This is a genomic window from Allobosea sp. BH3, from assembly GCF_025499465.1.
Lineage (GTDB): Bacteria > Pseudomonadota > Alphaproteobacteria > Rhizobiales > Beijerinckiaceae > Allobosea.
Genome location: NZ_JAIMCA010000001.1, coordinates 675,141 through 700,964, shown reverse-complemented (window position 1 = coordinate 700,964; position 25,824 = coordinate 675,141). Strand labels below are relative to the sequence as shown.

The following is a 25,824-nucleotide window of genomic DNA, read 5'->3' as shown; positions in this document are numbered from 1 at the left end:
CGGGAAATGTAGATCGGTCAGAAGGCATGTTCATACTTGTCGGAATACCTGAACTCAGGATGGACCGATAAGTATAGAGCGTCAGAAACGGGCGGTTGATTTTTAATTCGTCTTTTTGTCGCGCCGCGAAACTGCTCTCCGATGCGAAGCAGTTTGCTTTGATAAAGGTTAACGCTCTCTTGCCCGCGAAAGCCGATCGTTCCGAATTTCGCGCATGGCGAGCATGCAATCTTCGGTTGCGTGTTTTTGCCGCGTCAGGTCGCTTGCTCGTATCGGGCGAGGAAGTCCGCAACCGGAAGATGGCGGAAATCGTCGAGCGCCGCGCGCAGGCGGGCGTGTTCCCAATCCCACCACGCCAATGCTTGCAGGCGTTCGGCGATGTCGTCCGGAAAGCGCTGCCGGACGGGACGGGCCGGGTTGCCTGCGACGATGGTATAAGGCGCGACATCCTTGGTGACGACAGCGCCGCCCGCAACCACGGCCCCGGTGCCGATGTTGCGCCCCGCGAGCACGATGGCGCCATGGCCGATCCAGACGTCGTGGCCGATCGTCACCGCATGGGCCCGGCGCCAGTCGAAGAAGGCCGCGTCGTCCTCGGCGTCGTCGAAATAGGCGGAGGCCCGATAGGTGAAGTGCGACTGGCTCGCGCGATGCATCGGGTGGTTGCCCGGGTTGATGCGCGTCATCGCGGCGATCGAGCAGAATTTTCCGATCGTCGTGTAAATGACATTCGCGTCGTTCACGACATAGGAGTAGTCACCCATCGTCGACTCGATGAAGACGGTGCGCGCTCCGATCTCGGTGTAGCGGCCGAGCGTCGCCTGCCTGACCTGGGCGGTCGGGTCGATCACAGGCTCCAGTCCAAGTTTCTTCGCGGCCATGTCCTTATCCTCTCCTGATCCTGCTGTGCCCGGCCCCGATGCGGGGGCGCTCGTCCTGGTGGTCGGCCCTTCCGGCGCCGGAAAGGACACGCTGATGGACGCCGCGCGCGCGGCGCTCGCGAGCGATCCGCTTTTCCGTTTCGCGCGCCGCCTGGTCACACGGCCGGCGATGGCGGGGGCGGAAGATCATGACAGCTGCGACGAGGCGGCCTTCCAGGCGGCCGAGGCGAAGGGCGAGCTGGCCTTGAGCTGGCGCGCACACGGGCTGAGCTACGGCATCCCGGCAGCGGAACTCGCCTGCATTACCGAGGGCGGGGTCGCGATCGTAAACATCTCGCGTGGCGCCATCGCCGCGGCCGAGCCGCTGGCGGACCGCGTCATCGTGATCAACATCACCGCTCCCGCCGCCGTGCTGGCGCGTCGGCTCGCGGCACGCGGGCGCGAGAGCGAGGCAGACATCGCGGCCCGCCTCTCCCGCGAGGCGCCGCTGACGGCGGATCGCGCGCAGATCGTGACGATCATGAACGATCGGAGCGTTGCAGAGGCGGCCGGCGACCTGCTGTCGGTGCTGCGCGGGCTGGGCGGGCATCGCGCCTAGCCCAGCCGATAGAAATCGACCAGGCGGAAGCGGGCGTCGCGGTTGTCCTGCCGGAACAGCGCGAAGCGATCGAGCTTGACCGGACCGGGCGGGATCATCGCGGCCTGGGCCGCTTCCAGAGCCTGTCGGACGGGCGTGACCTTCTCCTGCGGCAGAGAGCCGGTCAGGGTCATGTGGAAGCGGAAGGCGTCACCGACATAAGGGTAGCCAAAGGCCAGGAGATAGGCGTGCTGCGCCGGCGTCAGAGGGCTCTTGAGGCGCCGCGCGAGGTCCGCCTCGGAAAGCGGCGCGCGGAAGGGCTCGAAGGCCTGCACGAGGGCGAAAGCGAAGCGCTGCAGCTCCTCGCTCGGCTGCGAGGGGATCAACGCGACGAAGGAGCCGAGCGCCGCGACGCTGAGCCCCGCCAAGGTCACGCTCTCCAGCCCGGCCGCATAGTTGCGGGCGAAGGCGCGCAAGCCTTCCTCATTGCGGCCGTCCGCCAGCTCGAAGGGCGCCTTCAGCGTGGCGTGGAAGCCGTAGCGGCGTGGCTCGGCGGTCAGCTCCGGCCATTCGGCCGCGTCGCAGCCGGCCGGCACGGCGAAGGGGATGTCCTGCGCCGTCAAGGCGTCATAGCCCAGCGTCGCGCTGCCGAAGCGCCAGAGCGCGCTGTCCGCAGCCGGTGCGTAGTAGAGGGCGTAACGCGGCTTGTTCAAAATGCGCGCTCGCCCCCGGACCAGACGGTGGCGAGGACCGGCGTCGCACCCAGAGCCTTGAAGCGGACGAGGTCGGCGCGCAGGCCGGCCTTGAGATGGCCGCGATCCTTCAGGCCGAGGATGTCGGCGACCTTCCAGGTCACCATGCCCATCGCCTCGGGCAGTGCGATGCCATGGCCGGCATGGAGCTTGAGCACGGCCTGCAGCAGGCTTGCGGGCACATAGTCGGAGGAGAGCCCGTCGAGCAGGCCCTTCTCGGCCAGCTCCGCGACCGAGACGCCGCCGGAATGCGAGCCGCCGCGCACGACGTTCGGCGCGCCGGCGACGGTGGCGAGACCGGCCCTCTTGGCCGCCGCTGCCGCCTCGACCGTGGTCGGAAATTCGGAGATCACGGCGCCCGACGCGATACCCTCCTCGACATGTTCCGGCGTGGTGTCGTCATGTGTGGCGAGCGGGATGCCGCGCGAGCGGAAGACGTCGACGACCGCCGCCCAGTTCTTCGCGACATTGGCGGCGCCTTCCTGCTGGCGCGTCACCACATCCTCCTCGAACTCCTCGATCGTCTTGCCGTTGCCGAGCGAGTAGGTCTTGAGGTGCTCGATGTTGCGCCACTGGCGCTGGCCCGGCGTGTGGTCCATCAGCGAGACGAGCTGTACGAGCTCGTCGTCCTGATAGGGCTCGATGTCCGCGAGCAGGTCCGGGCTCGTCAGCTCGCAGCGCATATGGATGCGGTGATCGATGCGGAAGACGCCCTCGCGCCGGCCCTCGGCGAGCGCCTTCATCACGTCGGCGAAGATGTCCTTGCGGTAGTCCTTGGCGGAAAAGGGCGTGCCGGCGCAGATGGCGTCGTAAACGGTGGTGACGCCGGCCGCGGCCATCTGCGCGTCATGGACCAGCGCAGCCGCGAGCCCGTTCGGCCAGAAGACCTTCGGGCGCGGCATGAAGTGCTTTTCCATGTTGTCGGTGTGCATCTCGACGAGGCCCGGCGCGACATAGTCGCCGCCCGCGTCGATTGCGCCCGGCAGGGACGACCTGCCCTGGTCGACGGCCGTGATGCCGGTCTCGTCGAAGGCGATGGTGCCGGTGACGACCTCGTCCTCGAGGATCAGCTTGGCGTTGGTGAGAACGGTCTGCATCAGGCGGCTTTCCGGAAAGAGGTGATGTCGAGATAGCGCGTCGCGACGCGTTCGCGAACTGCCTCGTCATGGAAAATGCCGACGATGGCGGAGCCGGCGGCGCGCGCCTCTGCGATCAACTCGACGACGACGTCGCGGTTGGCGGCGTCGAGCGAGGCGGTGGGCTCGTCGATCAGCATGATCGGGGAGGGGTCGACGAAGGAGCGGGCGATGTTGACGCGCTGCTGCTCGCCTCCGGAGAAGGTCGCCGGGGCGAGGGTCCAGAGCCGCTCGGGCAGGTTGAGCCGGGCGAGCATCGCCCTGGCCCGTGCGCTCGCCTCGTCGGGGGAGGCGCCGCGGGCGAGCAGCGGATCGCGCACGATGTCGAGCGCCGAGACGCGCGGGATCACGCGCAGGAACTGCGAGACGAAGCCGAGCGTGCGGCGGCGGACATCGAGCACGGTGCGCGGGACGGCCTGGACGATGTCGACCGGGCGGCCGGCATGGGTGATGCGGATCGCGCCGCTGGTGGGCCTGTAGTTGCCGTAGAGGATGCGCAGCAGGCTCGACTTGCCTGCTCCGGACGCGCCCGCCAGCACCAGCGCTTCGCCGGCCTCGACGCTGAAGTTGACGTCGTCGAAGACGGGCAGACGCGCCCCGCCCTGATTGTGCAGGGTGAAGGCCTTGGCGACGTTCTCGACCTGAATCATCGTGGTCATGGGGTCAGTGCCTTGCCGATTCGCGGTGACGAGGGTGTGACGCGTGAACTGGATTTTGCTCACACACTCAGCACCGCCGAGGTGAGAAGCTGCGTGTAGGCGTGGTGCGGATCGTCCAGAACCTGGTCGGTCAGGCCCTGCTCGACGACGTGGCCATCCTTCATCACCATCAGCCGGTCGGTCAGGAGGCGCGCCACGGCGAGGTCGTGGGTGACGATGATCGCGGCGAGGCCAAGATCGCGCACCAGCACGCGCAGCAGATCGAGCAGGCGGGCCTGCACCGAGACGTCGAGGCCGCCGGTGGGCTCGTCCATGAAGACGAGGCGCGGCTCGGAGACCAGCACGCGGGCGATCTGCAGGCGCTGCTGCATCCCGCCGGAGAACTGGCGCGGCCGGTCGTCGATGCGGGCACCGGCGATCTCGACGCGCTGCAGCCAGTCGAGCGCGCGCTCGCGGATCTTGCCGTAATGCCGGTCGCCGCGATCCATCAGCCGCTCGCCGACATTGCCGCCGGCGGTGACATCCATGCGCAGGCCGTCGCGCGGGTTCTGGTGGACGATGCCCCAGGCGGTGCGCATCAGGCGGCGGCGCTCCTGCTCGGAGACCGAGTAGATGTCGAGCGGCTCGGGGCCGGCGCGGAACAGCACTTCGCCCTCGTCCGGCTTGTCGATGCCGGCGAGGCAGCGCAGCAGGGTCGACTTGCCGGAGCCGGATTCGCCGACGATGCCGAGCACCTCGCCAGGCCAGAGATCGAAGGAGACATCGGCACAGCCGATGCGCTCTCCATAGAAGCGGCTGACGCCGGAGACGGTGAGAAGCGGCTCGGGCTCGAGCGCGGCCTCGGGGAAGGCGGCGTGGAGGGTCATGGCGTCGTCTCCTCGACCAGGCCGCTCAGCGCTGCGTCGCCCAGCATCGTGCCGCGGTGCCCCTCGGCCCGGCGGGTTTCGCAGTAATGGCTGTCCGAGCAGACGAACATGCGCCCGCCGCGATCATCGATGACGACCTCGTCGAGATAGCTGTCGGCCGCGCCGCACAGCCCGCAGGGTTCGGTCCAGCTCTGGATGCGGAAGGGATGATCCTCGAAATCGAGGCTGCGCACGCTCGTGTAAGGCGGCAGCGCATAGATGCGCTTCTCGCGGCCGGCCCCGAACAACTGGAGCGCGGGAGACATGTGCATCTTCGGATTGTCGAATTTCGGGATGGGCGAGGGCGCCATCACGTAGCGACCGTTGACCATGACCGGGTAGTCATAGGTCTTGGTGATCTCGCCATAGCGGGCGATGTCCTCGTAGAGCTTCACCTGCATCAGCCCGTATTCGGCCCAGGCGTGCATCTTGCGCGTCTCGGCCTCTCTGGGCTCCAGGCGGCGCAAGGGCTCGGGCGTCGGCACCTGATAGACCATGATCTGCCCGCTCTTCAGCGGCGCCTCCGGGATGCGGTGGCGGGTCTGGATGATCGTGGCTTCGTCCGTCACCTCGCTGGTGCGAGCGTCAGCGGTGCGCTCGAAGAATTTGCGGATCGAGACGGCGTTGGTGGTGTCGTCGGCGCCCTGGTCGATCACCTTCAGCGTGTCGGCCGGGCCGATGATCGCGGCGGTGACCTGGATTCCGCCCGTGCCCCAGCCACGCGCCAGCGGCATCTCGCGCGAGCCGAAGGGCACCTGATAGCCCGGCACCGCGACGGCCTTGAGCAGCGCGCGGCGGATCATCCGCTTGGTCTGCTCGTCGAGATAGGCGTAGTTGTAAGCCGGCTTTGTATCCTCTGCCGGAGCCTTATGGATGGTCATTCCGCAGCCTCCGGTAGCTCTTCGTTCTGACGGGCGAGGCGTTCCTCGCGCTCCTTTCGGATGCGCCGGATCAGTTCGAGCTCACCCTGGAAATCGACATAGTGCGGCAGCTTCAGATGCTCGACGAAGCCGGCCGCCTCGACGTTGTCGGCGTGGTAGAGCACGAACTCGTCCTGCTGCGCCGGGTAGTTGGCGGCCTCGCCGAATTCGCGCGCCTTCAGCGCCCGGTCGACCAGCGACATCGACATCGCCTTACGCTCGGCGTGGCCGAAGACGAGGCCGTAGCCACGGGTGAACTGCGGGGGGACTTCCTTCGAGCCCTGGAACTGGTTGACCATCTGGCATTCGGTCAGGGTGACGTCGCCGAGATCGACGGCGAAACCGAGTTCTTCCGGCACGAACTCGACCGAAACCTCGCCGACGCGGACCTCGCCGACGAAGGGGTGCGATCCGCCGAAGCCGCGCTGGACCGAATAGCCGAGGCCGAGCAGGAAGCCCTCGTCGCCGCGCGCCATCGACTGCAGCCGCACGTCGCGGCCGGCGGGGAAGGAGACGGGGTCGCGCGTCAGGTCGAAGGGGCGCGGATCGCCCTCGGGCGGAAGCTCCGCCTCCATCAGTCCCTCGGCGCCGAGGATGTCGGGCACGCGGGGCATGGTGGCGTCGAGCGGGGCTTTCAGGCCGTCATGCGCGGGCTTGACGGCTGCATCCGTATCCATCAGCGCGAAATCGAACAGCCGATGCGTGTAGTCATAGGTCGGGCCGAGCACCTGCCCGCCCGGCAAATCCTTGTAGGTGGCCGAGACGCGGCGGCGGATAGCCATCGCGGCGGTGTCGACCGGCTCGGAGGAGCCGAAGCGCGGCAGCGTCGTGCGATAGGCGCGCATCAGAAAAGCGGCCTCGATCACGTCCCCCTGCGACTGCTTCAGCGCCAGCGCCGCGAGGTCCCGGTCGTAGAGCGAGCCCTCGTTCATCACGCGGGCGCAGGCCAACGCCTGCTGCTCGCGGATCTGGGCGACGCTGATCTCCGGCACCGCGGTGTCGCCCCGGCGCGCCTCGGCGACGAGGTCATGCGTGGCGTTGATGGCGGCCTCGCCGCCTTTGACTGCGACGTACATTCAGCGGGCCTCCTCGATCCGGGTGGTGCGGGGCAGGCCGAGCATGCCGTCGCCATGGCAAAGCACGAGATCGACGCCGAGCGGGTAGAGCGCGCCGTTCTCCCGGACCTCCGCCCAGAAGCCGGCGCGCAGACCCTGCGGTGCGACCTTGCGTGTGCCGGGAATGCCGGGGCCGGACAGTGTCGTCTCGGCGCCGCCCTCCAGTGCCGCGCATTGCACGAACACGGTCGTGGACCGGTCCGGGAACTGGTCGTTGCCCGGGTTGAAGGCCGAGAGCGCGGGCGTGCCGGCGGCGCCGTCGATCACGGCGAAGGCGGCGCTCGCCGGCTCGTCGACGAGCGCGGCGCCGCAATGGAACCGCAACCAGGCGCCGGCAGGGCCGTTGCGCAGGGCCTCCGGCAGCCAGACCGGCGTCTCGTAATCGGCGAGCGTCAGCAGGGCGGTTGCCGTTGCGGTCGCGAGGCCCTCGGGCGGGGCGATCGCGACTGTCACGCGCTGCAGCGTGCCGGGCTCGGAGAGCGCTGCGAGCAGGGCGCGGAAGGCGGCCTGCGACTGGAAGACCGGATCGGAGAAGCCGGGGGCAATCATGTCCTGCACCGACATCACGCGCCCCTGACCATCGTGAAGAAATCGACCTTGGTGGCGGCTGCCTTGCGTGAGGCGAGTTCGCGGGCCGCTGCCTGGCTCTGCGCAAGTGCGGCGACGCCGCGATGCAGCGCGCTGCCTTCGGCTTCGTCCTGGAGTCTTGCGTCGAGCAGGGCGGCGAGGCGCGCCTTCCTGCCGTCGCGGCCGAGCGCATAGGAGAAGCCCATTCGACCGCCCGAAAGCCGCACGACGCAGCGCGTCACGGTGGCTTCGCCGAGGTTGAAGCGCTGCCCGGCGCCGCCGGCGCGGCCCTCCAGCATCACGGTTCCGGTCTCGGGTGCCTTGAGCAGTTCATGTTCGGGCGGTGCGCCGAGCAGGGCTTCGATCTCGGCACGGGAGGCGCGGGCCAACGTCGCCATCCAGCGCTGTCTCGGGGTTTTCTGGCTCATCGGCTCGGCGCTCGCTGGTCAGTCCGGAATGTCTAGACTATGATAGGTCAATGGCTAGAAAAGGTCTATACATTTCGGATGAAACTTTGATGACGGATGTGACGGAGCTGTCTGCGGAAGCGGCAGGTGATCGCGATGGCGGCACAGCCTGGCGGCGCATCGCCGATGCGCTGGCCGATGCGATCGCGCGCGGCGAATACCGCCCCGGCGACACGCTACCGGCCTCGGTCGCGCTGGCCGAGCGCCATGGCGTGCATCGCCATACGGTGCGGCAGGCCTTCCGGCATCTCGCGGAGCAGGGGCTCGTGACCGTTTCGCGCGGACGCGGGACGCAAGTCACGGCGCCGCGCGTGCCCTATCCGATCGGCCGGCGCGTCAGCATGCGGGCGAATTTCGGCAAGCTCGGCATCACGGCATCGAGCCGCGCGCTGTCGGAGATGGCCATTGAGGGCGATGCGGATACCTGCAACGCGCTTGGTGTGCCAGCCGGCACGCGGCTCTGGCGCGTCGAGGGCCTGAGCCTGGCTGACGGCGTGCCGATGGGCACCGGAACGCATTGGCTATCGGTCGAGCGCTTCCCGGATTTCGACAGGGTCTTCCGCGAGGCCGGCGCCTCGATCACCGCCGCCTTCAAGGCCTATGGGATCACGGATTACATCCGGCTTTCGACGCGGCTGGCCGCGCGGCTGGCGGACGAGCGCGAGGCGGAGCTGCTGAAGATCGCGCCCGAGGCCGCGGTGATGGTCTCGACCGCCGTCGATGCGCTGCCGGACCTGACGCCGATCCATCTGGTCAGCAGCGTCTTCGCCGGCGAGCGGATGGAGATGGTGGTCGAGCCGTTCAAGGATTGAGAGCCTACCCGGCAGCCGAGAGCATTCCTCAGCCCTCATCCTGAGGAGCAAGCGCAGCTTGCGTCTCGAAGGATGCTCCAGATGCCTCGGAGCCTCCGGGACCATCCTTCGAGACGCCGCTGGCGCGGCTCCTCAGGATGAGGGCTGTGTCATTCCACTCCGGATCAGACCGCCCGCTTGCCGATGATCGCGAAGCGCAGCTTGCCCGACAGGAAGTCGATGGCGGAAACTGCGGCCAGGATCAGCAGGATCAGGAAGGAGGTCTGCTGCCACTCCAGCGTGCGGATCGTCTCCGCCAGATAGAGGCCGATGCCGCCGGCGCCGACGATGCCGATGATGGTCGAGGAACGGGTGTTCGACTCGATGAAGTAGAGCACCTGGCTGGCGATGACGGGCAGCACCTGCGGGATCAGGCCGAAGCGGATCGCGTGCAGCTTGCCGCCGCCGGTCGAGACGACGCCTTCGCTGGCCTTGTTGTCGGAAGCCTCGATCGCCTCGGAGAAGAGCTTGCCGAAGGCGCCGAGATCGGCGGTCATGATCGCGAGCATGCCGGCGAAGGGTCCGAGGCCCACGACATTCACCCAGATCAGCGCCCAGATCAGCGCGTCGACGCCGCGAACCGTGTCGAGCGAGCGCCGGGCGAGGAAATGCACGATCTTGTTGGCGACGACGTTGCGTGCGGCGATGAAGCCGAGCGGGAAAGCGAGGATCGCCGCCAGGATCGTGCCCAGAAAGGCGATGGCGATGGTCTCGAACAACGCCTTCACGAAGATCATGGCACGCGCCAGTGAGCCGGGGTCGGGTGGCAGCATCAGCACGACGAAGGTGCCGAGATTCCCGAACCCGGAGAGGATGCGCCAGATCGTGACCTCGAAGGTGCTCACCGCGTAGAGGAACAGCCCGACCATGAAGGCGACCACGAGGATGGTGATCAGGCGCGCCTTGCGCGAGCCCTCGATCGCCGTCTTGTGGCGGGAGACGATGTCGGCGCGTTCGCCGGCGGAGAGGGCGAGGCTCACGACTTGGTCTCCAGGCTGAGCAGGGCATGGCGCAGGCGCTCGGTGCCGTAGTCGATCAGCATGACGGCGACGATGATCAGCAGCAGGATGGCGCTGACGTCGGTGAAGTAGAATTTACGGATCGCCTCGATCAGATCCTGGCCGATGCCGCCGGCGCCGACGAAGCCCATGATCGATGCGCCGCGGACATTGATCTCGAAGCGCAGGAGCGAGTAGCTGGCGAAATTGGAAAGCACCTGCGGCACGACGCCGAAGCGCACGACCTGCCACCAGCTGGCGCCCGTGGCGGTGAGGCCGTCGATCGGTTTCATGTCGATGTTCTCGACCACCTCGGAGAACAGCTTGCCCATCGCGCCCATGGTGTGGATGGCGATGGCGAGCACGCCGGGCAGCGGGCCGAGCCCGAAGGCGATGACGAAGATCAGCGCGAAGACGATCTCGGGGACCGTGCGGCAGAATTCGAGGAAGCGGCGGGCGGCGAAGCGCGCCCAGCTGGCTTTGCCGAGGTTGGCTGCAGCGACGAAGCAGAGCAGGAAGCCGCCGATGACGCCCAGTATCGTTCCGGCATAGGCGATCAGGACGGTCTGCCAGAGCAGCTTGAGCCAGCCCTTCCAGCCCCAGAACCATTCGGCGAAATCGGATCCGAACGTCGCCAGACGCAGCGTTGGCATCGTCTCGAGAATGTATTTCGGGAAGCGCCAGGCATTGGCGGCGAATTTGGCGAGATCGACCTCGGAGCCGACCGCGGCGAGCCAGACGCAGACGGCGAGCACGAACGCTCCCAGCAGCGTCTGCCGGCGCTTGCTGGCCATGGCGCCGCGGTAGTCGTCGGCATGCTTCAGGATCGCGGGATTGGCGCGGTCGATCGCGAGGGTCATGGACGCGGTCCGTCGGTTGGAAGGCGTCATTCCCGGGCCGCGCCGCAGCGCTGACCCGGGAAGCTCTTTCGGGAGATGCTCGGGTCAGGCCCGAGCATGACGTCGCGAGGTTTTACGAGGACTTCTTCTTACGCAGATCGTCGACGAACTTGTTCAGCTCGATGATCGGGTCGTAAGCCTTGTTGTCGACGGCGACGAGCGGGCCCTGCTTGCCTTCATAGATCTTGTCGAAGGCGGCCTTGTCCTTGGTGGTGATGTTGAGGACGGCGTCGCGGATCTTCGCCTTCAGCTCTTCCGGCAGGTCGGTGAGATAAGCCAGCGGCGAGTTCACGATCTGCTCGGACTTGTAGATGATGCGGAAGTCCTCGGCCTTGGCCATGTTCTTGCGGACCATGCGCTGCAGGTTGGACTCCTGCTCGTCGTTCCACCAGTTGGCGGCGACGTCGACCGTGCCCTGCTGCAGGGCGATGATCGCGTTCTCGTGGCTGCCGGTGTAGACGACCTTCGAGAAGAAGGTCTCGGGCTCGATCTTCATGCCGTTCAGCGCGAAGCGCGGCACGTTGTTGCCGGAGGTCGAGTTCGGGTCGACGAGGCCGAGGTTCTTGCCCTTCAGGTCCTCGACCTTCTGGAAGGGCGAATCCTTCTTCACGTAGAAGACGGAGTGATAGCCCTTGGTGCCGTCGAGGTTGGTCTCGATCGCGAAGGCGTCGACCTTGGCGCCGGTCATGCGGGCGCGGGCGAAGGAGGACGGGCCGTAGGAGGCGATGTGGATATTGCCGGCGCGCTGGCCCTCGATGATCGCCGCGTAGTCATTGGCGATGCGCAGGGTCACCTTGGTGCCGAGCTCCTTCGAGAGGTAGTTCACGAAGGGGGTGTAGCGCTCGGTGACGCCGGAGGCGTTCTCGGCCGGGATGATCGCGAAGACGAGCTCCGGATACTTGGCCTTCCAGTCCTGGGCGAAGGCCGGGAGCGCCGAGGCGGCGAGGCCGGCGGCGGCGAGCTTGAGGGTATGGCGACGGGTCAGCATCTGGTCTGCTCCTTTGGCTGTCGGGATGCTCTTTTCGAAGCGACGGCCATCACGGGGCCGCGCCAGCGATCTCGGATTGGTCAGGTGGTCTTCTGCCTGGCGCGCTTGGCTTCGGAGGCGGCGATGGCGTCGAGCGCGTCCAGCGCCTCGGCGCCGGCGTCCTTGGCCTCGATGCCGTAGAGTTCGGCCGCGACCTCGCGGGTCAGCGCCTGGGGCACGTCGTCGAACACGACCTTGCCGCCCGACATGCCGATCAGCCGGTCGCAATACTTCGCCGCGATGTCGAGATCATGCAGGTTGCAGATCACGGTGATGCCGCTCTCGCGGTTGATGCGGAACAGTGCATCCATCACGACCTGCGTGTTGCGCGGATCGAGCGAGGCGATCGGCTCGTCGGCGAGGATGATCCTGGGTTCCTGCACCAGCGCGCGGGCGATGGCGACGCGCTGCTGCTGGCCGCCGGACAGCGTCTCGGCGCGCTGGGCAAGCAGGTGGCCCATGTCGAGGCGCTCCAGCGCCGCAATCGCCTGGATCTTGTCGTCCTCGGAGAAGCTCTTGACCAGGGTCAGGGCCGCCGAGCGGTGATTGAGCCGGCCAAGCAGCACGTTGGTGAGGACGTCGAGCCGGCCGACGAGGTTGAACTGCTGGAAGATCATCGCCGTATCGCGGCGCCAGCGGCGCAGCGCGGCTCCCTTGAACGCCGTGACGTCCTGCTCCTCGCTGAGAATGCGACCGGAGCTGGGCTCCGCGAGACGGTTCAACATGCGCAGCAGCGTCGACTTGCCGGCGCCGGAGCGGCCGATGACGCCGACCATCTCGCCTTTCGGGACCGTCAGCGTCACGCTGTCGACAGCGTTCTTGTCGCCGAAGCGCTTGGTCAGGCCTTCGATGCGCAGCATGAGCTTTCTCTGGCACGGTGCGGGCACAAGCATGGAACCGCCCGGCCCAGGAGCCGGGAGAGGTCAGGCTTGTTCATGAGGGCGAGAGCTATCGGGCGCGGATGACAGCGGCGTGACAGCAGATGACAGGGCGTCGCGCGGGCCCTGGGCTGTCCACGGCTTCAGGCGGCGCGCAGTACCATTTCGACGCAGGCAGCGACATAGTCCTTGCGTCTGGCGGCCGGGACGGCGGCGACGCCGAGCAGGCCGCGGGCCTGATGAAATCCGCGCAGCATGCCCACGAATTGCTCGGCGAGAAGCTCCGCCTGGGCGACGTCGATCGGGCGAGGAAGCCCGTCGCCGATGCGGGAGCGTTCTAACAGCAGGGTCGCGACGTCGTCGAGCATGCGCCTGGCGCCGCCCTCCCAGGTGACGCGGCCGAGCTCAGGGAAGCGAGGGGCTGCGCTGACGACGAGGCGGTGGAGATCGAGCGCCTCGGGGCGCAGCATCAGGGCCAGCGTGTCCTCCCCGAGTTGGATCAGGGTGTGGCGCAGATCCATCGATGTCGCGTTTTGCCGCAAGGGAAACACCAACGTTTCCGTGAGGTCTGCGCAAATGGCCTTGAACAGGTCTTCCTTATCGTTGAAATGGCTGTAGATCGTCTGCTTGGAGACGCCGGCTCGTTGCGCGATCTGGTCCAGGCTCGCGCGCTCGAAGCCCTCTGCGAGGAAGGTTTCGGCGGCGGCGCGCGTGATCGCGTGATGCTTGTCGGGGCGCGCATGCTCAGCGGAACGTGGAGCGGTGGAGCCAGGCGATCTCGGCACGCGTCTTGCCTTCGGGTTGACCGGGTCGGTGAACGGAAGCGCCGGGTGCCACGAGGGTATCGACGATGTTTCCGCCTTTCCGGCCTCTTATCAAACTGGACCGTCTAGTCTAAGATTAAGCCTGCGGCATCGGAGCGTCTAGTCGTATGAAGCGGTTTGTCATTCTCGTCCTGCTCGCGGCCATTGGCGGCGGCGGATATTACGCATACCGCCTGAAGAATTCCGGCGGCCAGGAAGCTCGCGCCAGCGCGGTTGCTCCGCGCGCTGCCGTGCCGGTCGAAGTCGCGAATGTCGAGCAGATGACCGTCAAGGAAGAGGTCGAGGCGCTCGGTACGCTGGCGGCGGACGAAGCCGTGGTGATTGCGCCGGAGATCGCCGGCCGCGTCGTCTCGCTCGGCTTCAAGGAGGGCGAGCCGGTCAAGGCCGGCCAGGCCCTGGTCAAGCTCGACACCGCCATCCTGGATGCTGAACTCAAGCAAGCGCAGGCCGATCTCGGCCTTGCCCGTGACACGCATGAGCGGATGCGCGCTCTGATCGCCCGCGGCACCGGCACGCAGGTAGCCGTGGACGAATCCGGTGCGAAGCTCGCCTCGGCCGAGGCGCGGGTCGAGCTCGGCAAAGCCAAGCTTGCCCAGTCGAACATCCTGGCGCCGTTCAACGGCGTCGTCGGTCTGCGCTCGGTGGGCGTTGGCGACTATGTTTCGGTCGGCAAGCCGCTCATCACCCTGACCAATATCGACCCGATCAAGATCGATTTCCGCGTGCCCGAAACCTTCCTGAGCCGCCTCAGGGTGGGGCAGGCGGTCTCCATGCGCGTCGATGCGGTTCCGGATCGGTCCTTCACCGGCAAGACCTACGCGATCGACCCGGTTCTCGACGTCAATGGTCGGGCGATCCGCCTGCGTGCCAGCATCCCCAATCCCGATCTGGTCCTGAAGCCGGGCCTGTTCGCACGCCTTTTCATCACGATCGACCAGCGCGAGAACGCCATCGTCATCCCCGAGATGGCGGTGGTCCCGGACGGCATCGGCAAGATGGTCTATGTCGTGGATGGCGGGAAGGCCAAGCGCGTCCCCGTCGAGCTCGGCAAGCGCCTGCCCGGCAAGGTCGAGGTCGTCAGCGGGCTGACGCCCAAGATGCAGATCATCACGGCCGGCCAGATGCGCCTGCGCGACGGCAGCCCGATCGCGATCAAGGACAGGCCTGTTCAGACGAGCAAGCTCTAAGGATCTGTCCTCATGAGCCTCTTCGAACTCTTCGTCCGCCGGCCCGTCCTCTCGACGGTTCTCAGCCTGCTCGTGATGCTGATCGGCATCGTGTCCTATGGCCGCCTCACGGTCCGGGAATATCCCAACATCGACGAGCCGATCGTCTCGGTCCGCACCGACTATCGCGGTGCCTCCGCCGAGATCATCGAGACGCAGGTCACGCAGATCCTGGAGAACTCGATCGCCGGGATCGAGGGCATCGAGATCCTGTCTTCGGCCAGCCGCCAGGAGCGCAGTTTCATCCAGGTGCGCTTCCGTCCCAGCATCAATCCGGACGTCGCCGCCTCCGACGTGCGCGACCGCGTCAGCCGCGTGCGCAGCCGCCTGCCGGACGAGATCGACGAGCCGGTCATCGCCAAGGTCGAGGCCGACTCGCAGCCGATCCTTTATCTCTCGCTGACAAGCTCGCAGCACGGGCCGCTCGAGCTCACCGATTTCGCCGACCGCTTCATCGCCGACCGCGTCCAGAACGTGACCGGCGTGGCAGAGGTCCGCATCCTGGGCCAGCGGCAATATGCGATGCGCATCTGGCTCGATCGCGCCCGCCTCTCGGCCTATGACATCACCGTCCAGCAGATCGAGGCGGCCGTCCGGGCGCAAAACATCGAGATTCCGTCGGGCCGGATCGAGAGCAGCGACCGCGAATTCACGGTGCTCTCGCAGACCAGCATGACCACGCCGGCGGAGTTCCGCGAGATCGTCGTCAAGGACGCCAACGGCTTCCCCGTCAAGATCAAGGACATCGCCAAGGTCGAGCTCGGCGCCCGCGAGGAGCGCAACGCCGCCTGGTTCAAGGGCACGCCCTCGGTCACGATCGGCATCGTCAAGCAGGCGACGGCAAACCCGCTCGACGTCTCGGCAGGCATCGAGGAGGCGCTGCCCGGCATCATCGAGGACCTGCCGCAGGGCATGTCGATCGCCAAGTCCTACGACACCTCGGTCTTCATCGACCGCTCGATCAAGGCGGTCTACCACACGATCATCGAAGCGATCGTGCTGGTCGTGCTGATCATCTTCATCTTCCTGCGCTCGGTCCGGGCGACGCTGATCCCGCTGGTCACGATTCCCGTCTCGCTGATCGGCTCGTTCGCGCTGATGTATGCGTTCGGCTTCACCGTGAACACGCTGACGCTGCTTTCGATGGTGCTCGCCATCGGCCTCGTCGTCGACGACGCCATCGTGGTGCTGGAGAACGTCCACCGCCATATCGAGGACGGCATGCAGCCGACACCGGCTGCAATCCGTGGCATCAACGAGATCGCCTTCGCGGTCGTGGCGATGACGCTGACCCTGGTCGCGGTCTATGCGCCGATGGCGTTCTCGACCGGCCGAACGGGCAAGCTCTTCATCGAGTTCGCCCTGACGCTGGCCGGCGCGGTGCTGGTCTCGGGCTTCGTCGCGCTGACGCTGACGCCGATGATGTGCGCCAAGCTGCTGCGCCATCACGAGAAGCACAGCTGGCTCTACAACCTGCTGGAGGGCGGCTTCAACGCGCTGTCCCGCGGCTACAAGGCCTCGCTGCGCGGGGCCCTGTCGGTGCGTCCGCTCGTCGTGCTGCTCGCGGTCGGCGTCGCCGGCAGCGGTTATTTCTTCTTCACGCATCTGCGCTCGGAGCTGGCGCCCGTCGAGGATCGCGGCACCATCAACGCCATCGGCGTCGCTCCCGAAGGCGCCACGCTCTCGTTCACGGCCGAGTATGCCCGCCAGGTCGAGAACTATTTCAAGAACATCCAGGAGGTCGAAACCTACCTCGTCATCGTCGGCTTTCCTGACGTGACGCGCGCGATCGGTTTCGCCCGCCTGAAGCCCTGGGAAGAGCGTCAACGCAAGCAGCAGGACCTCGTCACCGAGATCAACAAGGGCCTGTCGCAGATCCCGGGCATCCGCCTGTTTGCCACCAATCCCGCCTCGCTGGGGCAGGGCCAGGCGAACAGCAAGCCGGTCGAGTTCGTGCTGCGCTCGTCGGAGCCCTATACGGAGATCAAGGGCTATGTCGACCAGCTGATGGCCGACGTCGCCAATTCGCCGGTCCTGACCAATGTCGAAACCAACCTGATCCTCGACAAGCCGCAGATCAAGGTCTCGATCGACCGACAGCGCGCAGCCGATCTCGGCGTCGGCGTCGATATCGTCGGGCGCACGATGGAGACCCTGCTCGGTGGCCGGCAGGTGACGCGCTTCAACATGAACAGCAAGCAGTACGACGTCATGCTGCAGGTCGAGGGGTCGGAGCGCAACACGCCGCAGGCGCTGCAGTCGATCTACCTGATGGGGCGTGGCGGTGCCGTGGTGCAGCTCTCCAGCCTGGTCAAGATCGACGAGACCGTGGCGCCCAAGGAACTGACGCGCTTCAACCAGCTGCGCGCTGCCACGATCACCGCGATCCCTGCGCCGGGTTACTCGCTCGGCGACGCGCTCAAGGTGCTGGAGGAGAGCGCGGCGCGCGTTCTGCCCTCCTCGGTACAGATCGACTATTCCGGCCAGAGCCGCGAGTTCAAGCAGTCGGGCGCCAGCATCTTCATCGTCTTCCTGCTGGCTCTGGGCTTCATCTATCTGGTTCTGGCGGCACAGTTCGAAAGCTTCGTCGATCCGGTCGTCATCATGGTCTCGGTGCCGCTCTCGCTCACCGGCGCGCTCGCGGCGCTCTACTACACGGGCGGGACGATGAACGTGTACAGCCAGATCGGCCTGATCACGCTGGTCGGCCTGATCACCAAGCACGGCATCCTGATCCTGGAGTTCACCAACCAGCTCCGCGAGGAGGGCAAGGAGATGATCGACGCCCTCGTCGAGGCGGCGGAGCTGCGCCTGCGCCCGATCCTGATGACCACGGGCGCGATGGTGCTCGGCGCGGTGCCTCTCGCCCTGGCGGCTGGCGCTGGCGCGGAGAGCCGCTCGCAGATCGGCTGGGTCATCGTCGGCGGCATGACCTTCGGCACGCTGCTGACGCTCTATGTGGTGCCGGTCGCCTACAGCTATCTCGCCCGCAAAGTCCACGGCTCGCGCGGAACAAGCGATCACCATGGCGAGGCGCACGGGGCTCATCCGGCTCCGGCGGAGTAAAAGGGCTCGTAGCGAAGAGATTAAGGCGCGGGAACCCCTCTCCCGAGTGGGAGAGGGGCAGGGGTGAGGGACTGCCGGTCGTCATTGAGGTGCCACGGAGCCGTTGCGCCTGTTGCGGATAAGGCAGGCCCTCATCCGGCGCTCCGCGCCACCTTCTCCCATCCGGGAGAAGGAAGGCCTCCGCGGTTCCCCCACCAAACTTATCCCCGTCCTCTCAGCACGTGCCTATCCTGTGCCGTCCCATCCGACCGAGGGGGCTGTCGCGAGGTTTCGTGCGGCCGGATGGGATTGCGGGTTTCGCGTCTGGAGGACCATGCGGTGTCCGCCGGGTGCGGAGGTGCCGTCTTCATCGAGGCAGGAGCAGGCGAAGCGGTCCTGCTCCGGGCGAGAACGAAGCGGAATCACAGAGACCCGTGCGCGGAGCCGAGCGGCGCGAGCGCGCCGCCTTTCGATACCTTCCACACCAACCCAATATCGGCGGCTGCCCAGGCCGCGAGACTCCGCGCATCCCCTCGGATACGCCCAGGCCCGAAAACCCCGCAGGCAAGCCTGACGGGGTTTTTGGTGCGGCCGCTATTGAACCCGCACCGAGACGCTCTCGCTGGCGCCGGTGCCGTCGATCACAGAAATCCGCATGAAGCCCTTGCCCGGCGGCTGCCACGCAGTCTCGCGCCGGCGCTCCGGCCCGGTGACGGGGGCTCCGTCCACCATCCAGACATAGGGTGGTGAACCGCCGGCGGCCTTGAGGTTGAGCTGTCCCTTCCCGTCGAGGCTCGACGCCGCGAGATCGATGCGGGCGCCATCGGGTGGGAAGGCGAGCCGGAGAGCAGGCGTCGCGATGGCCGCCATCGTCTTGGGCACATCCTGTCGCAGGTGCCGGAGCGGCGGCGGCAGGTGGCTGGTGCTGGCGGCGATGGCGTCCGGCGGCTGCGGGAAGGCACGCGGATCGATGCCGAGCCGGGCGAAGGCATCGAACAGGATCGGTGCCGCGGTCGTGCGGCCGACGAGGCCTGGCACGGCGCCGTTGTCGGCGCGGCCGACCCAGACGCCGATGGTGTGCTTGCGGTCGAAGCCGACGGCCCAGGCGTCGCGATAGCCATAGGACGTGCCGGTCTTGTAGGCGATGCGCCCCGGTACGGCGTTCAGCGGCGGCGGCGCGCCGAGCAGCGTATCGGCGACATACCAGGCCGCGACGGGATCGATGAGGCGCGGAGCAGGCTGGCCCTGCCCAGCCTGCTCCGCGGGCGCCTGCTGTCGGAAATGGAGCGGGGCCAACTCGCCCCCCCGCGCGAGCCCGACATAGGCACGCGTCAGGTCCTGCAAGGTGATGCCGAGCCCGCCGAGGCCGACGGCGAGACCGGGCGCGCCGCCCTCCTTCGGCATGGCGAGAGCGATGCCGGCGTCGCGCAGCCGCGAGACGAAGCGCTGCGGCCCCAGCGCCGACAAAAGCTCGACCGCCGGGACGTTGAGGGAGAGCTGCAGGGCCTTGCGGGCGCTGACCATGCCCTGGAAGGTCATATCGAAATTCTCGGGCACATAGAGGCCGTAGCGGGCCGGGCGGTCCTCCAGCATCGTTTCGGGGTGGGCGATGCCGTTGTCGAAGGCGAGCGCATAGATGAAGGGCTTCAGTGCCGAGCCCGGCGAGCGCAGCGCCCGCGTCAGATCCAGGGAGCCCGCCCGCTCGGCGGCGAAGTAGTCGACGCCGCCGACGGAGGCGCGGATTTCGCCCGTCTCGTTGTCGACGGCCATGATCGCGATCGAGACCTGAGGCGGCAGGCCGAGGCTGCGTTCGCGGGCGAGGTCTTCGAGCGAGGCCTGAAGCCTCGCGTCGAGCGTCAGCCTGTGGCTACGCCGGGCCGGCGCCTCCGCCACGGCTTGCTCGGCGACATGGGGGCCCAGATTCGGGAATGGCCGGCGGGCGACGGGGACAGGCTCGGCCCGGGCCGAGGCGATCTCGTCGGGCGTGGCGAGCCCAGCCCGGCCTGCGCGCTCCAGCACGCGCTCGCGTGCCTTGCGGGCGGCCTCCGCGAAACGGTCCGGCCGGCGCGTCTCCGGCGATTGGGGCAGCGCCACGAGGAGCGCGGCCTCGGCGGTCGAGAGCCGCTTCGGCTCCTTGCCGAAATAGGCGAAGCTCGCGGCGCGGACGCCTTCGAGATTCCCGCCGAAGGGGGCGAGCGTCAGGTAAAGGTCGAGGATGCGTTTCTTGTCGAAGCGCCATTCCAGCTCGACGGCGCGGACGGCCTGCCGGAGCTTGGCGGCAAGCGATCGTTCCTCGCGGGGCTCGAGCAGGCGGGCGACCTGCATGGTCAGCGTCGAGCCGCCGGAGACGACGCGGCCGTTCGCGAGCATCTGGCTGGCGGCGCGGGCGAGGCCGAGCGGGTCGATGCCGGCATGCCGGTCGAAGCGCTTGTCCTCATAGGCCTTGAGCATGGCGAGGTAGCGTGGGTCGACATCGTCGCTGGTGACGGGAAGCTTCCAGCGCCCGTCGGCGGTGAGGAAGGGGCGCAGCAGCTTGCCCTCGCGGTCGAGCACCACGGTCGAACGGTCGGTGGCGGCGGAGAGGTCGAGCGGGGGGAGCGAGCGGGCGTAGAGGGTGAGGGCTGTGACCCCGGCAATCGCAGAGATGCCCAGAACGCCGGCCGCGATCTTCAGTTTGCGAAAGCGGCCGGGGCGCGGCGTCATGCTCGGGCTCGACCCGAGCATCTCCTGATCGAGATTCTCGGGTCTGCGCTGGGCTTCGCCCGAGAATGACGGTCCTGTTTGCTCGCTCTCGCTCATCACCGCGCCGAGGTGATCTCCACCGCGCCGAAGCCCGTCCGGCCGAAGCGGTCCGGCCGGTACATGTCTTCGATCACGGCGGCGGGGGAGACGTAGCGGCCCGGCGAGACGGCGCGCGCGATATAGGCGACGGTGTAGGAGAGCTTGTCGTTCTTGGAGCCAAAGCGCTCGAAGGCCGCGACATATCGATCGTCGCGCGACTCGGTGTGAACCGGCGAAACCTCCTGCTTCAGCCAGTCGAGCCCGGCGACGGAGGCGCCTTCGGTCAGGTTGGCGTTCTCGATCTCAAGCCCGGCCGGGACCGGGTCGACCAGCAGCAGCCGGCCATAGCGCGGCGTGTTCTCGGTCACGGTCAGCGCCACGACATAGCGCTCGTTCTGGCGCAGGCGCGCCGGGTCGGTGCGCTCGCCCTTCATCGTGTAGATGACCCGCTCCAGCCCGAAGCCCTGGTTCAGCGCAGGTTCGGGCGCGGTCGGGATGCCGGCTACGGTTATGACGGCCTGTGCGCTGGCGGAGCCCGGATTGGCGATGGTCAGCGGCTTGGCCTCCAGCGCCTCGGCGGAGAGCGTGCGGTAGAGCGCGCCCTTGCGGGCGGCGCCATCGACGGTCAGCGTCATGCCTTCGGCGTCCTTGGCCATGGCCTGCGCCGCCAGCACCATCCACATCTGCTCCTGCGTCGAGGTGTAGCCGTAGCGGGCGGTGTTGCGGGTGGCGTCGACGATCGAGGCGGCGCGGGTGATGTCGGCGCGCTCGCCGCTCGACTCGGCGATGAGCGCGAGCACGCCGGCGCTGTCACGCAGGCGCGAGCCGTAATCGGGCCGCGAGAAGCCGTCGTCGCTGCTCTGCTGCAGCAGGCCCAGCGCGCTGCCGAAGGCGGCGCGGCCGCGGCCGCGGTCGCCCAGCGCCGAGAGCGCCGCGCCGATCTGGGCGCGGGCGAGCGGGGTCGCGAAATCACCGAGCTTGTTGTCGGCGAGATAGCGCAGATCGCCCATCACCGGCCGGCCGTTGCGGGCGAGCACATAGAGCGCGTAGGCGATGCCGGCAGCTTCTTCCTTATTGATCTCGCTGGTGTTGACGACCTGGTTGCGCAGGCGGTCGAGCGCGAGGTTGAAGGCGACGCCCGGCACCGCGAACTGCCGCTCGCGGGCGCGGGTCAGGAAGTCGGCAACGAAGGCGTCGAGCCAGAGATCGTCGCCGCCGACGCCCCAGAGCCCGAAGGAGCCGTTGCCGCCCTGGCGGGCGAGCACGCGCTCGATCGCGTTCTGCACGCGCTCGTCGGCCTTGTCGTCGAGCGCGAGCTGCTCCAGCGAGGCGAGCTGGTTGACCGCGAGCAGCGGCAACGCGCGGCTGACCGTCTGCTCCGTGCAGCCATAGGGGTAGCGGTCGAGCGCCTTGAGCAGCGCCGGCACGTCGAGCGAGGCGAAGGGCGAGACGGTGACCGAGACCTGCCCCGAGCCCGGAACGAGATCGGCCAGCAGATCGGAGGAGACGGTGATCGCGCCGCCATTGCCGGGCAGCGCCCGCACGATGCGGCGCGCGATGGTCGCAGCCGAGGGCTGCACGCGCACGGCGAGGTTCTGCACCGTGCCGACGCCGGTCGGCCCGGTCACGCGCACGTCGAATTCGGCGCGGCCGAGGCCGGCGGCGGTGACGGGGATCGTCATCTGCGCCTTGGCGTTCGCCGCGAGCTGGACGGTGCGGCGTGTCGCATCGGCTCCGACCAGAACCGGACCCTTCACGTCGAGATCGACGGTATAGGCGCCGGCCGGCCCCTCGACATTATCGACCTGCAGATGGAAGCGCGACTGGTCGCCAATGGCGAGGAAGCGCGGCAGCGTCGCCTGCGCGACGACGGGGTCCCGCACGATCACGTCCGCGCTGGCCTGGCCGGTGCGCCCGGCGGACCAGGCGACGCCCATGACGCGCACCGAGCCGTTGAAGGCCGGCAGCTCGAAATCGATCTTCGCGGTGCCGTCCGGCCCGACCTTCACGACGCCGGAATAGCGGGCGAGCGGTTCCTGCGTCGGCTTCTCGCCCTCCATTTGGGGAGCACCGTCACCGCCGCTGCGGATGGCGCCGCGCGTGCCCTGCATGCCGTCGATCAGGTAGCCGTAGAGATCGCGCAGGTCATGGCCGAGCTGGCGCTGGCCGAAGAAGAACCTGCTCGGGTCCGGGCTCTCGTAGCGGGTCAGGTTCAAGATGCCGATATCGACAGCGGCGAGCGTCACGAAGGCATCCTCGCCCGGCCGCATCCCGGTGACCTTGACCGGCAGCGAGAGCGTCGTCAGCGGACGCACGAGCTGCGGCGCGCCGAGATCGAGCGCGAGCGAGCGCTGCTCCTTGCCGATCTGGAACCATGACAGACCGATGGCGCGGCCGGGCAGACGCTTGGCCGCCGTGTCCATGGGCCTGTGGGCCAGCACGACGAGATAGGCGCTGGCGCCCCATTCCGCCTTGACCGGGATGGAGGCGCTGGTGCCGCCATCCGTGATGTCGATGGTGCGCAGCTCGGCCACCTTGTCGGTGATGACGGCGAGCGTCCCCTTGCCGGCGAAGCGGGGCGAGAGGCGGATCTGCGCCGTCTCGCCGTCGGCGTAGGATTGCTTGTCGAGCGCGACGTCGAGCACGTCGGGCGTGTCGGCCGTCTTGTCGCTCTCATAGCCGACGCTGAAGGAGACGGAGGTCTCGGTCGCGTCGCCGCCATCAGCGGTGACGTCGAGCCGGTAATTGCCCCATTCGACCGGGGCGGCGATGCGTGCGCCAGCGGCTTCGGCCACCGCGATCTCGCCATCGGCGACGCGGCGGGTGGTCTTGACGCCTTCATAGTTCCAGCGGCCGTCCTGGAAGAACCACTGGTAATTGCGGCGGACCTTGGAGAGAACCCATTTCACGCCCGGCCGGCTGAGACGCTTGCCGTCGCCATTGGCCATGATGACTTCGAAGGTGGCGGTCTGGCCGTTGCCGAGGTCGCCCTCCCTGAACAGCTTCTTGACGCCGATGGCGGCGCCCTTGGGCACGATCGGCAGTGTCAGCGAGCGGGCGATGGCGCGCCCGCCGGGCTCGCCGACGCGCACGGTCATCTCGACTTCGAGCGGGCGGTTGGTGTCGGGCTGCTGGATGGGGTTGGTGATGCTGGCCTTGCCGGCGGCGTCGGTGGTGGCGCTCTCCTCGAACTGCTGCTGGACGGGCTCGAACGCCTCGTCGGTGAGGCCGACCTGATAATCCTTGAAGCCGGGGATGGCGCTGGCATCGGCAGCGCGGATCGTCATCGAGCCGGTGACCTCGAGCGCGGAGCCCGGAGCGCCGTAGAGATAGCGGGCCGAGACGTCGAGCTCGGCCGGCTCGCCGGCCTGCAGCATCGGGGCCTTGGGCGAGAGCGTCAGCTCCAGCCGCTCGGGCACATAGTCCTCAACGAGGAAGGACGTCTCGCCGATCGCGGAGCCCTTCGGGTCGGCATAGGCGAGGACGCGCCAGGTGCCTGTCGCGGCGCCCGACAGCAGCGGGATCGAATGGGCGCGCCCACCGGCGCCCTGGTCCTCGACCTGCCGGCGGCGATATTCGACGCCGTCCGGCCGCTTGACGACGAGGGTCAGCGGCAGGCCGGAGACGGCCGCGCCCTTGGCGTCGCGCAGCAGGGTCGTGAGATAGACCGTCTCGCCCGAGCGATAGACGCCGCGCTCGGCATAGAGATAGGCGTCGAGCCCGGCGGGGGCGACACGGCCCTTCACGCCGCGATCGGAGAGGTCGAAGGCGGTCTGCTTCAGGTCGAGGAAGCCGTAATCCTCGGCGAACGAGGCGGTGACGAGGCCCGGTGAATTGCCGCCCTGGCCCTTCGCCAGACCGGCATCGAAGCGGGCATAGCCGTTGGCATCGGTCCGAGCGGTGCCGAGCACCTCGTTGTTGCGGGCGATCAGGCGAAGCTCCGCATTGGCGACGGGCCGCGCATCGGCGAGCGAGCGGGCGAGCACATGCACGCCGTCGGGGCCGGTGAAGGAGGTGAGGCCGAGATCGGAGACGACGAACCACTGCGTCGCGCGGGTCGAGCCGTCGTCATAATCGCCATCGCTGTCCGAGAGGGCAGTGGCCGGCGCGCCGGAAGGCTTGGCGAACATCACATAGACGCCGGGCTTCAGGGCGCCGACGGCTTCGGCCACCGGGAAAGCGGTGACGACGTCCTGATTGAGCTCGGACTTCACCTCCATCGTGCCGGTCCAGACCGACTGGCCCTTGTCATCGGCGATCTTGCGGGCGGACCAGGAGCCGATCTGGCTGAGGAAATCCTCGGAGTGGACGGAGTTGATCAGGTTGCGGTCGCCGATCCGCATCACTTCCAGATCGAGCCTGCCCGAATTGACCGATACGACCGGAATGCCCTGCTGGCCGGTGCGCGGCAGCACGTAGTTCTTGCCGGTGAAGCGCACCGACGGCGTGCGGTCGCGGACATAAATCTCGTAATCGGCGGATTTCAGCAGCGCTTCGCCGGGGATGGCGGAGGGAACGCCCTGGCGGATCACGATGGCGTAGCGCTCGCCGGCCTTGAGCCCGTCGACGCAGATCTGGCGATCCTCGGCGCTGACCGCGAAATCACCCCTGCCACCTGAAATGGCGACATAGGGCGCGAAGTCGACGCGGCCTCGTGCCAGCGGCTCCGAGAACTCGAAGCAGGCGCGCGGGGTGGCGGCGTCGGAATCGACCTTGTTGGAGAGCAGGCGGAAGCCGCGCTCGGCGCGCAGGCTCTCATAGGCGCTCTGCAGCGCGGCGTTGGCGGCGAGGTCGAGGCTCAGGCGATAGGTGGTCAGCGCCGGGCGCCAGAGTTCGTTGCGCTGGAAGGTGCCGGCCAGCACGCCGAGCGAGGCGGCTTCGTCATTGCGGTTGGTGGCGCGGCTATAGGCGAGATAGGCGGCGGCGATGGCGCGCTCGCGCAGTTCCCAGCGCTCGCGATAGTCGCGCGGCTCGATGGCGTTGGCGGCCCGCGCCATCAGGCGCCAGCCGGCGGCGTTGGCGGAATCGGCGACGATCGCCGCATTGGCCTGTGGCAGGGCAGCGCGGGCGTCGCCGCGGGCAAGCGCGGCCTCGCCGGCCCGGACGGCATCTGCGGATGAGCGGCTGCCGGCCGATACCTCGCGCTTCAGCCGCTCCTCGAGCCGTTGTCCATCGGCGAGCAGGTCGTTGCGGACATAGGCCTTCTGAGCGAAGGCGGGCAGGGCGGAGAGGCTGAGACCCAGGACGAGCACGAGGCGGGACAGCACGTTCATCGTCGTTACCTCTCAGGCGCCGGCCACAGGTTCATGCCCGGAC

20 protein-coding genes are annotated in these 25,824 nt (G+C 67.9%); 4 read left to right on the top strand and 16 right to left on the bottom strand.

The annotated features are described in order from the left end of the window. Nucleotides 1-254: 254 nt before the first annotated feature. Nucleotides 255-881 (bottom strand): LbetaH domain-containing protein, encoded by a 627-nt coding sequence (locus tag BoBH3_RS03340; protein WP_262329325.1) that lies wholly within the window; start codon nt 879-881, stop codon nt 255-257. A 25-nt stretch (nt 882-906) separates the two neighbouring features. On the opposite strand from BoBH3_RS03340, the gene phnN reads away from it, so the two are divergent. After that, on the top strand, nt 907-1,479 hold the full coding sequence (gene phnN / locus BoBH3_RS03335) for a phosphonate metabolism protein/1,5-bisphosphokinase (PRPP-forming) PhnN (RefSeq protein ID WP_262329324.1): 573 nt from the start codon (nt 907-909) through the stop codon (nt 1,477-1,479). On the opposite strand, the gene BoBH3_RS03330 is transcribed toward phnN, so the two are convergent. From BoBH3_RS03330 to phnG, 8 genes are read right to left on the bottom strand one after another with little or no spacing between them, the layout of a single operon-like run. Continuing rightward, complete coding sequence (locus BoBH3_RS03330; protein WP_262329323.1) at nt 1,476-2,171, bottom strand: DUF1045 domain-containing protein; 696 nt, start codon at nt 2,169-2,171, stop codon at nt 1,476-1,478. The genes phnN and BoBH3_RS03330 overlap by 4 nt on opposite strands. Further along, complete coding sequence (locus BoBH3_RS03325; RefSeq protein ID WP_262329322.1) at nt 2,168-3,307, bottom strand: alpha-D-ribose 1-methylphosphonate 5-triphosphate diphosphatase; 1,140 nt, start codon at nt 3,305-3,307, stop codon at nt 2,168-2,170. Before BoBH3_RS03325 ends, BoBH3_RS03330 begins: the two co-directional genes overlap by 4 nt. Then, nucleotides 3,307-4,005: a phosphonate C-P lyase system protein PhnL gene (gene phnL, locus BoBH3_RS03320; RefSeq protein ID WP_262329321.1), complete on the bottom strand. Its 699-nt coding sequence runs from the start codon at nt 4,003-4,005 to the stop codon at nt 3,307-3,309. Before phnL ends, BoBH3_RS03325 begins: the two co-directional genes overlap by 1 nt. 59 nt (nt 4,006-4,064) lie before the next feature. Beyond that, a complete protein-coding gene (phnK, locus tag BoBH3_RS03315) occupies nt 4,065-4,871 on the bottom strand; it encodes a phosphonate C-P lyase system protein PhnK (protein WP_262329320.1) in 807 nt (268 codons plus the stop codon). Further along, a complete protein-coding gene (locus BoBH3_RS03310) occupies nt 4,868-5,791 on the bottom strand; it encodes an alpha-D-ribose 1-methylphosphonate 5-phosphate C-P-lyase PhnJ (protein ID WP_262329319.1) in 924 nt (307 codons plus the stop codon). Before BoBH3_RS03310 ends, phnK begins: the two co-directional genes overlap by 4 nt. Next, nucleotides 5,788-6,906 carry a carbon-phosphorus lyase complex subunit gene (locus tag BoBH3_RS03305; protein ID WP_262329318.1) on the bottom strand — a complete coding sequence of 373 codons (1,119 nt, stop codon included), beginning with the start codon at nt 6,904-6,906 and terminating at the stop codon, nt 5,788-5,790. Before BoBH3_RS03305 ends, BoBH3_RS03310 begins: the two co-directional genes overlap by 4 nt. Beyond that, on the bottom strand, nt 6,907-7,509 hold the full coding sequence (phnH, locus tag BoBH3_RS03300; RefSeq protein ID WP_262329317.1) for a phosphonate C-P lyase system protein PhnH: 603 nt from the start codon (nt 7,507-7,509) through the stop codon (nt 6,907-6,909). Next, a complete protein-coding gene (gene phnG / locus BoBH3_RS03295) occupies nt 7,509-7,940 on the bottom strand; it encodes a phosphonate C-P lyase system protein PhnG (protein WP_262329316.1) in 432 nt (143 codons plus the stop codon). Before phnG ends, phnH begins: the two co-directional genes overlap by 1 nt. Nucleotides 7,941-8,029: 89 nt before the next feature. Between phnG and phnF the strand changes: the two genes are divergently transcribed. Beyond that, nucleotides 8,030-8,791 (top strand): phosphonate metabolism transcriptional regulator PhnF, encoded by a 762-nt coding sequence (phnF, locus tag BoBH3_RS03290; RefSeq protein WP_262329315.1) that lies wholly within the window; start codon nt 8,030-8,032, stop codon nt 8,789-8,791. A 164-nt stretch (nt 8,792-8,955) separates the two neighbouring features. On the opposite strand, the gene phnE (BoBH3_RS03285) is transcribed toward phnF, so the two are convergent. The 5 genes from phnE (BoBH3_RS03285) to BoBH3_RS03265 all read right to left on the bottom strand — a co-directional run bounded on the left by phnE (BoBH3_RS03285) (nt 8,956) and on the right by BoBH3_RS03265 (nt 13,417). Continuing rightward, the gene (phnE, locus tag BoBH3_RS03285; RefSeq protein ID WP_262329314.1) at nt 8,956-9,810 is read right to left on the bottom strand and encodes a phosphonate ABC transporter, permease protein PhnE; all 855 of its coding nucleotides are present in this window, start codon (nt 9,808-9,810) and stop codon (nt 8,956-8,958) included. Next, on the bottom strand, nt 9,807-10,688 hold the full coding sequence (phnE, locus tag BoBH3_RS03280) for a phosphonate ABC transporter, permease protein PhnE (protein WP_262329313.1): 882 nt from the start codon (nt 10,686-10,688) through the stop codon (nt 9,807-9,809). Before phnE (BoBH3_RS03280) ends, phnE (BoBH3_RS03285) begins: the two co-directional genes overlap by 4 nt. Nucleotides 10,689-10,800: 112 nt before the next feature. Next, nucleotides 10,801-11,715 (bottom strand): phosphonate ABC transporter substrate-binding protein, encoded by a 915-nt coding sequence (gene phnD / locus BoBH3_RS03275; RefSeq protein ID WP_262329312.1) that lies wholly within the window; start codon nt 11,713-11,715, stop codon nt 10,801-10,803. Nucleotides 11,716-11,795: 80 nt separating this feature from the next. Next, nucleotides 11,796-12,614, bottom strand: coding sequence for a phosphonate ABC transporter ATP-binding protein (gene phnC / locus BoBH3_RS03270; protein ID WP_262329311.1), 819 nt, complete (start codon nt 12,612-12,614; stop codon nt 11,796-11,798). A 161-nt stretch (nt 12,615-12,775) separates the two neighbouring features. Then, the gene (locus tag BoBH3_RS03265; protein WP_262329310.1) at nt 12,776-13,417 is read right to left on the bottom strand and encodes a TetR/AcrR family transcriptional regulator; all 642 of its coding nucleotides are present in this window, start codon (nt 13,415-13,417) and stop codon (nt 12,776-12,778) included. Nucleotides 13,418-13,563: 146 nt separating this feature from the next. On the opposite strand from BoBH3_RS03265, the gene BoBH3_RS03260 reads away from it, so the two are divergent. Continuing rightward, complete coding sequence (locus tag BoBH3_RS03260) at nt 13,564-14,643, top strand: efflux RND transporter periplasmic adaptor subunit (protein ID WP_262329309.1); 1,080 nt, start codon at nt 13,564-13,566, stop codon at nt 14,641-14,643. A gap of 12 nt (nt 14,644-14,655) precedes the next feature. Continuing rightward, nucleotides 14,656-17,748, top strand: coding sequence for an efflux RND transporter permease subunit (locus BoBH3_RS03255; protein WP_262329308.1), 3,093 nt, complete (start codon nt 14,656-14,658; stop codon nt 17,746-17,748). Nucleotides 17,749-18,321: 573 nt separating this feature from the next. On the opposite strand, the gene pbpC is transcribed toward BoBH3_RS03255, so the two are convergent. Together pbpC and BoBH3_RS03245 are read right to left on the bottom strand one after the other, a co-directional pair. Next, the gene (gene pbpC / locus BoBH3_RS03250) at nt 18,322-20,430 is read right to left on the bottom strand and encodes a penicillin-binding protein 1C (protein WP_262329307.1); all 2,109 of its coding nucleotides are present in this window, start codon (nt 20,428-20,430) and stop codon (nt 18,322-18,324) included. Nucleotides 20,431-20,525: 95 nt separating this feature from the next. Next, nucleotides 20,526-25,781 carry an alpha-2-macroglobulin family protein gene (locus BoBH3_RS03245; protein ID WP_262329306.1) on the bottom strand — a complete coding sequence of 1,752 codons (5,256 nt, stop codon included), beginning with the start codon at nt 25,779-25,781 and terminating at the stop codon, nt 20,526-20,528. Nucleotides 25,782-25,824: the final 43 nt, after the last annotated feature.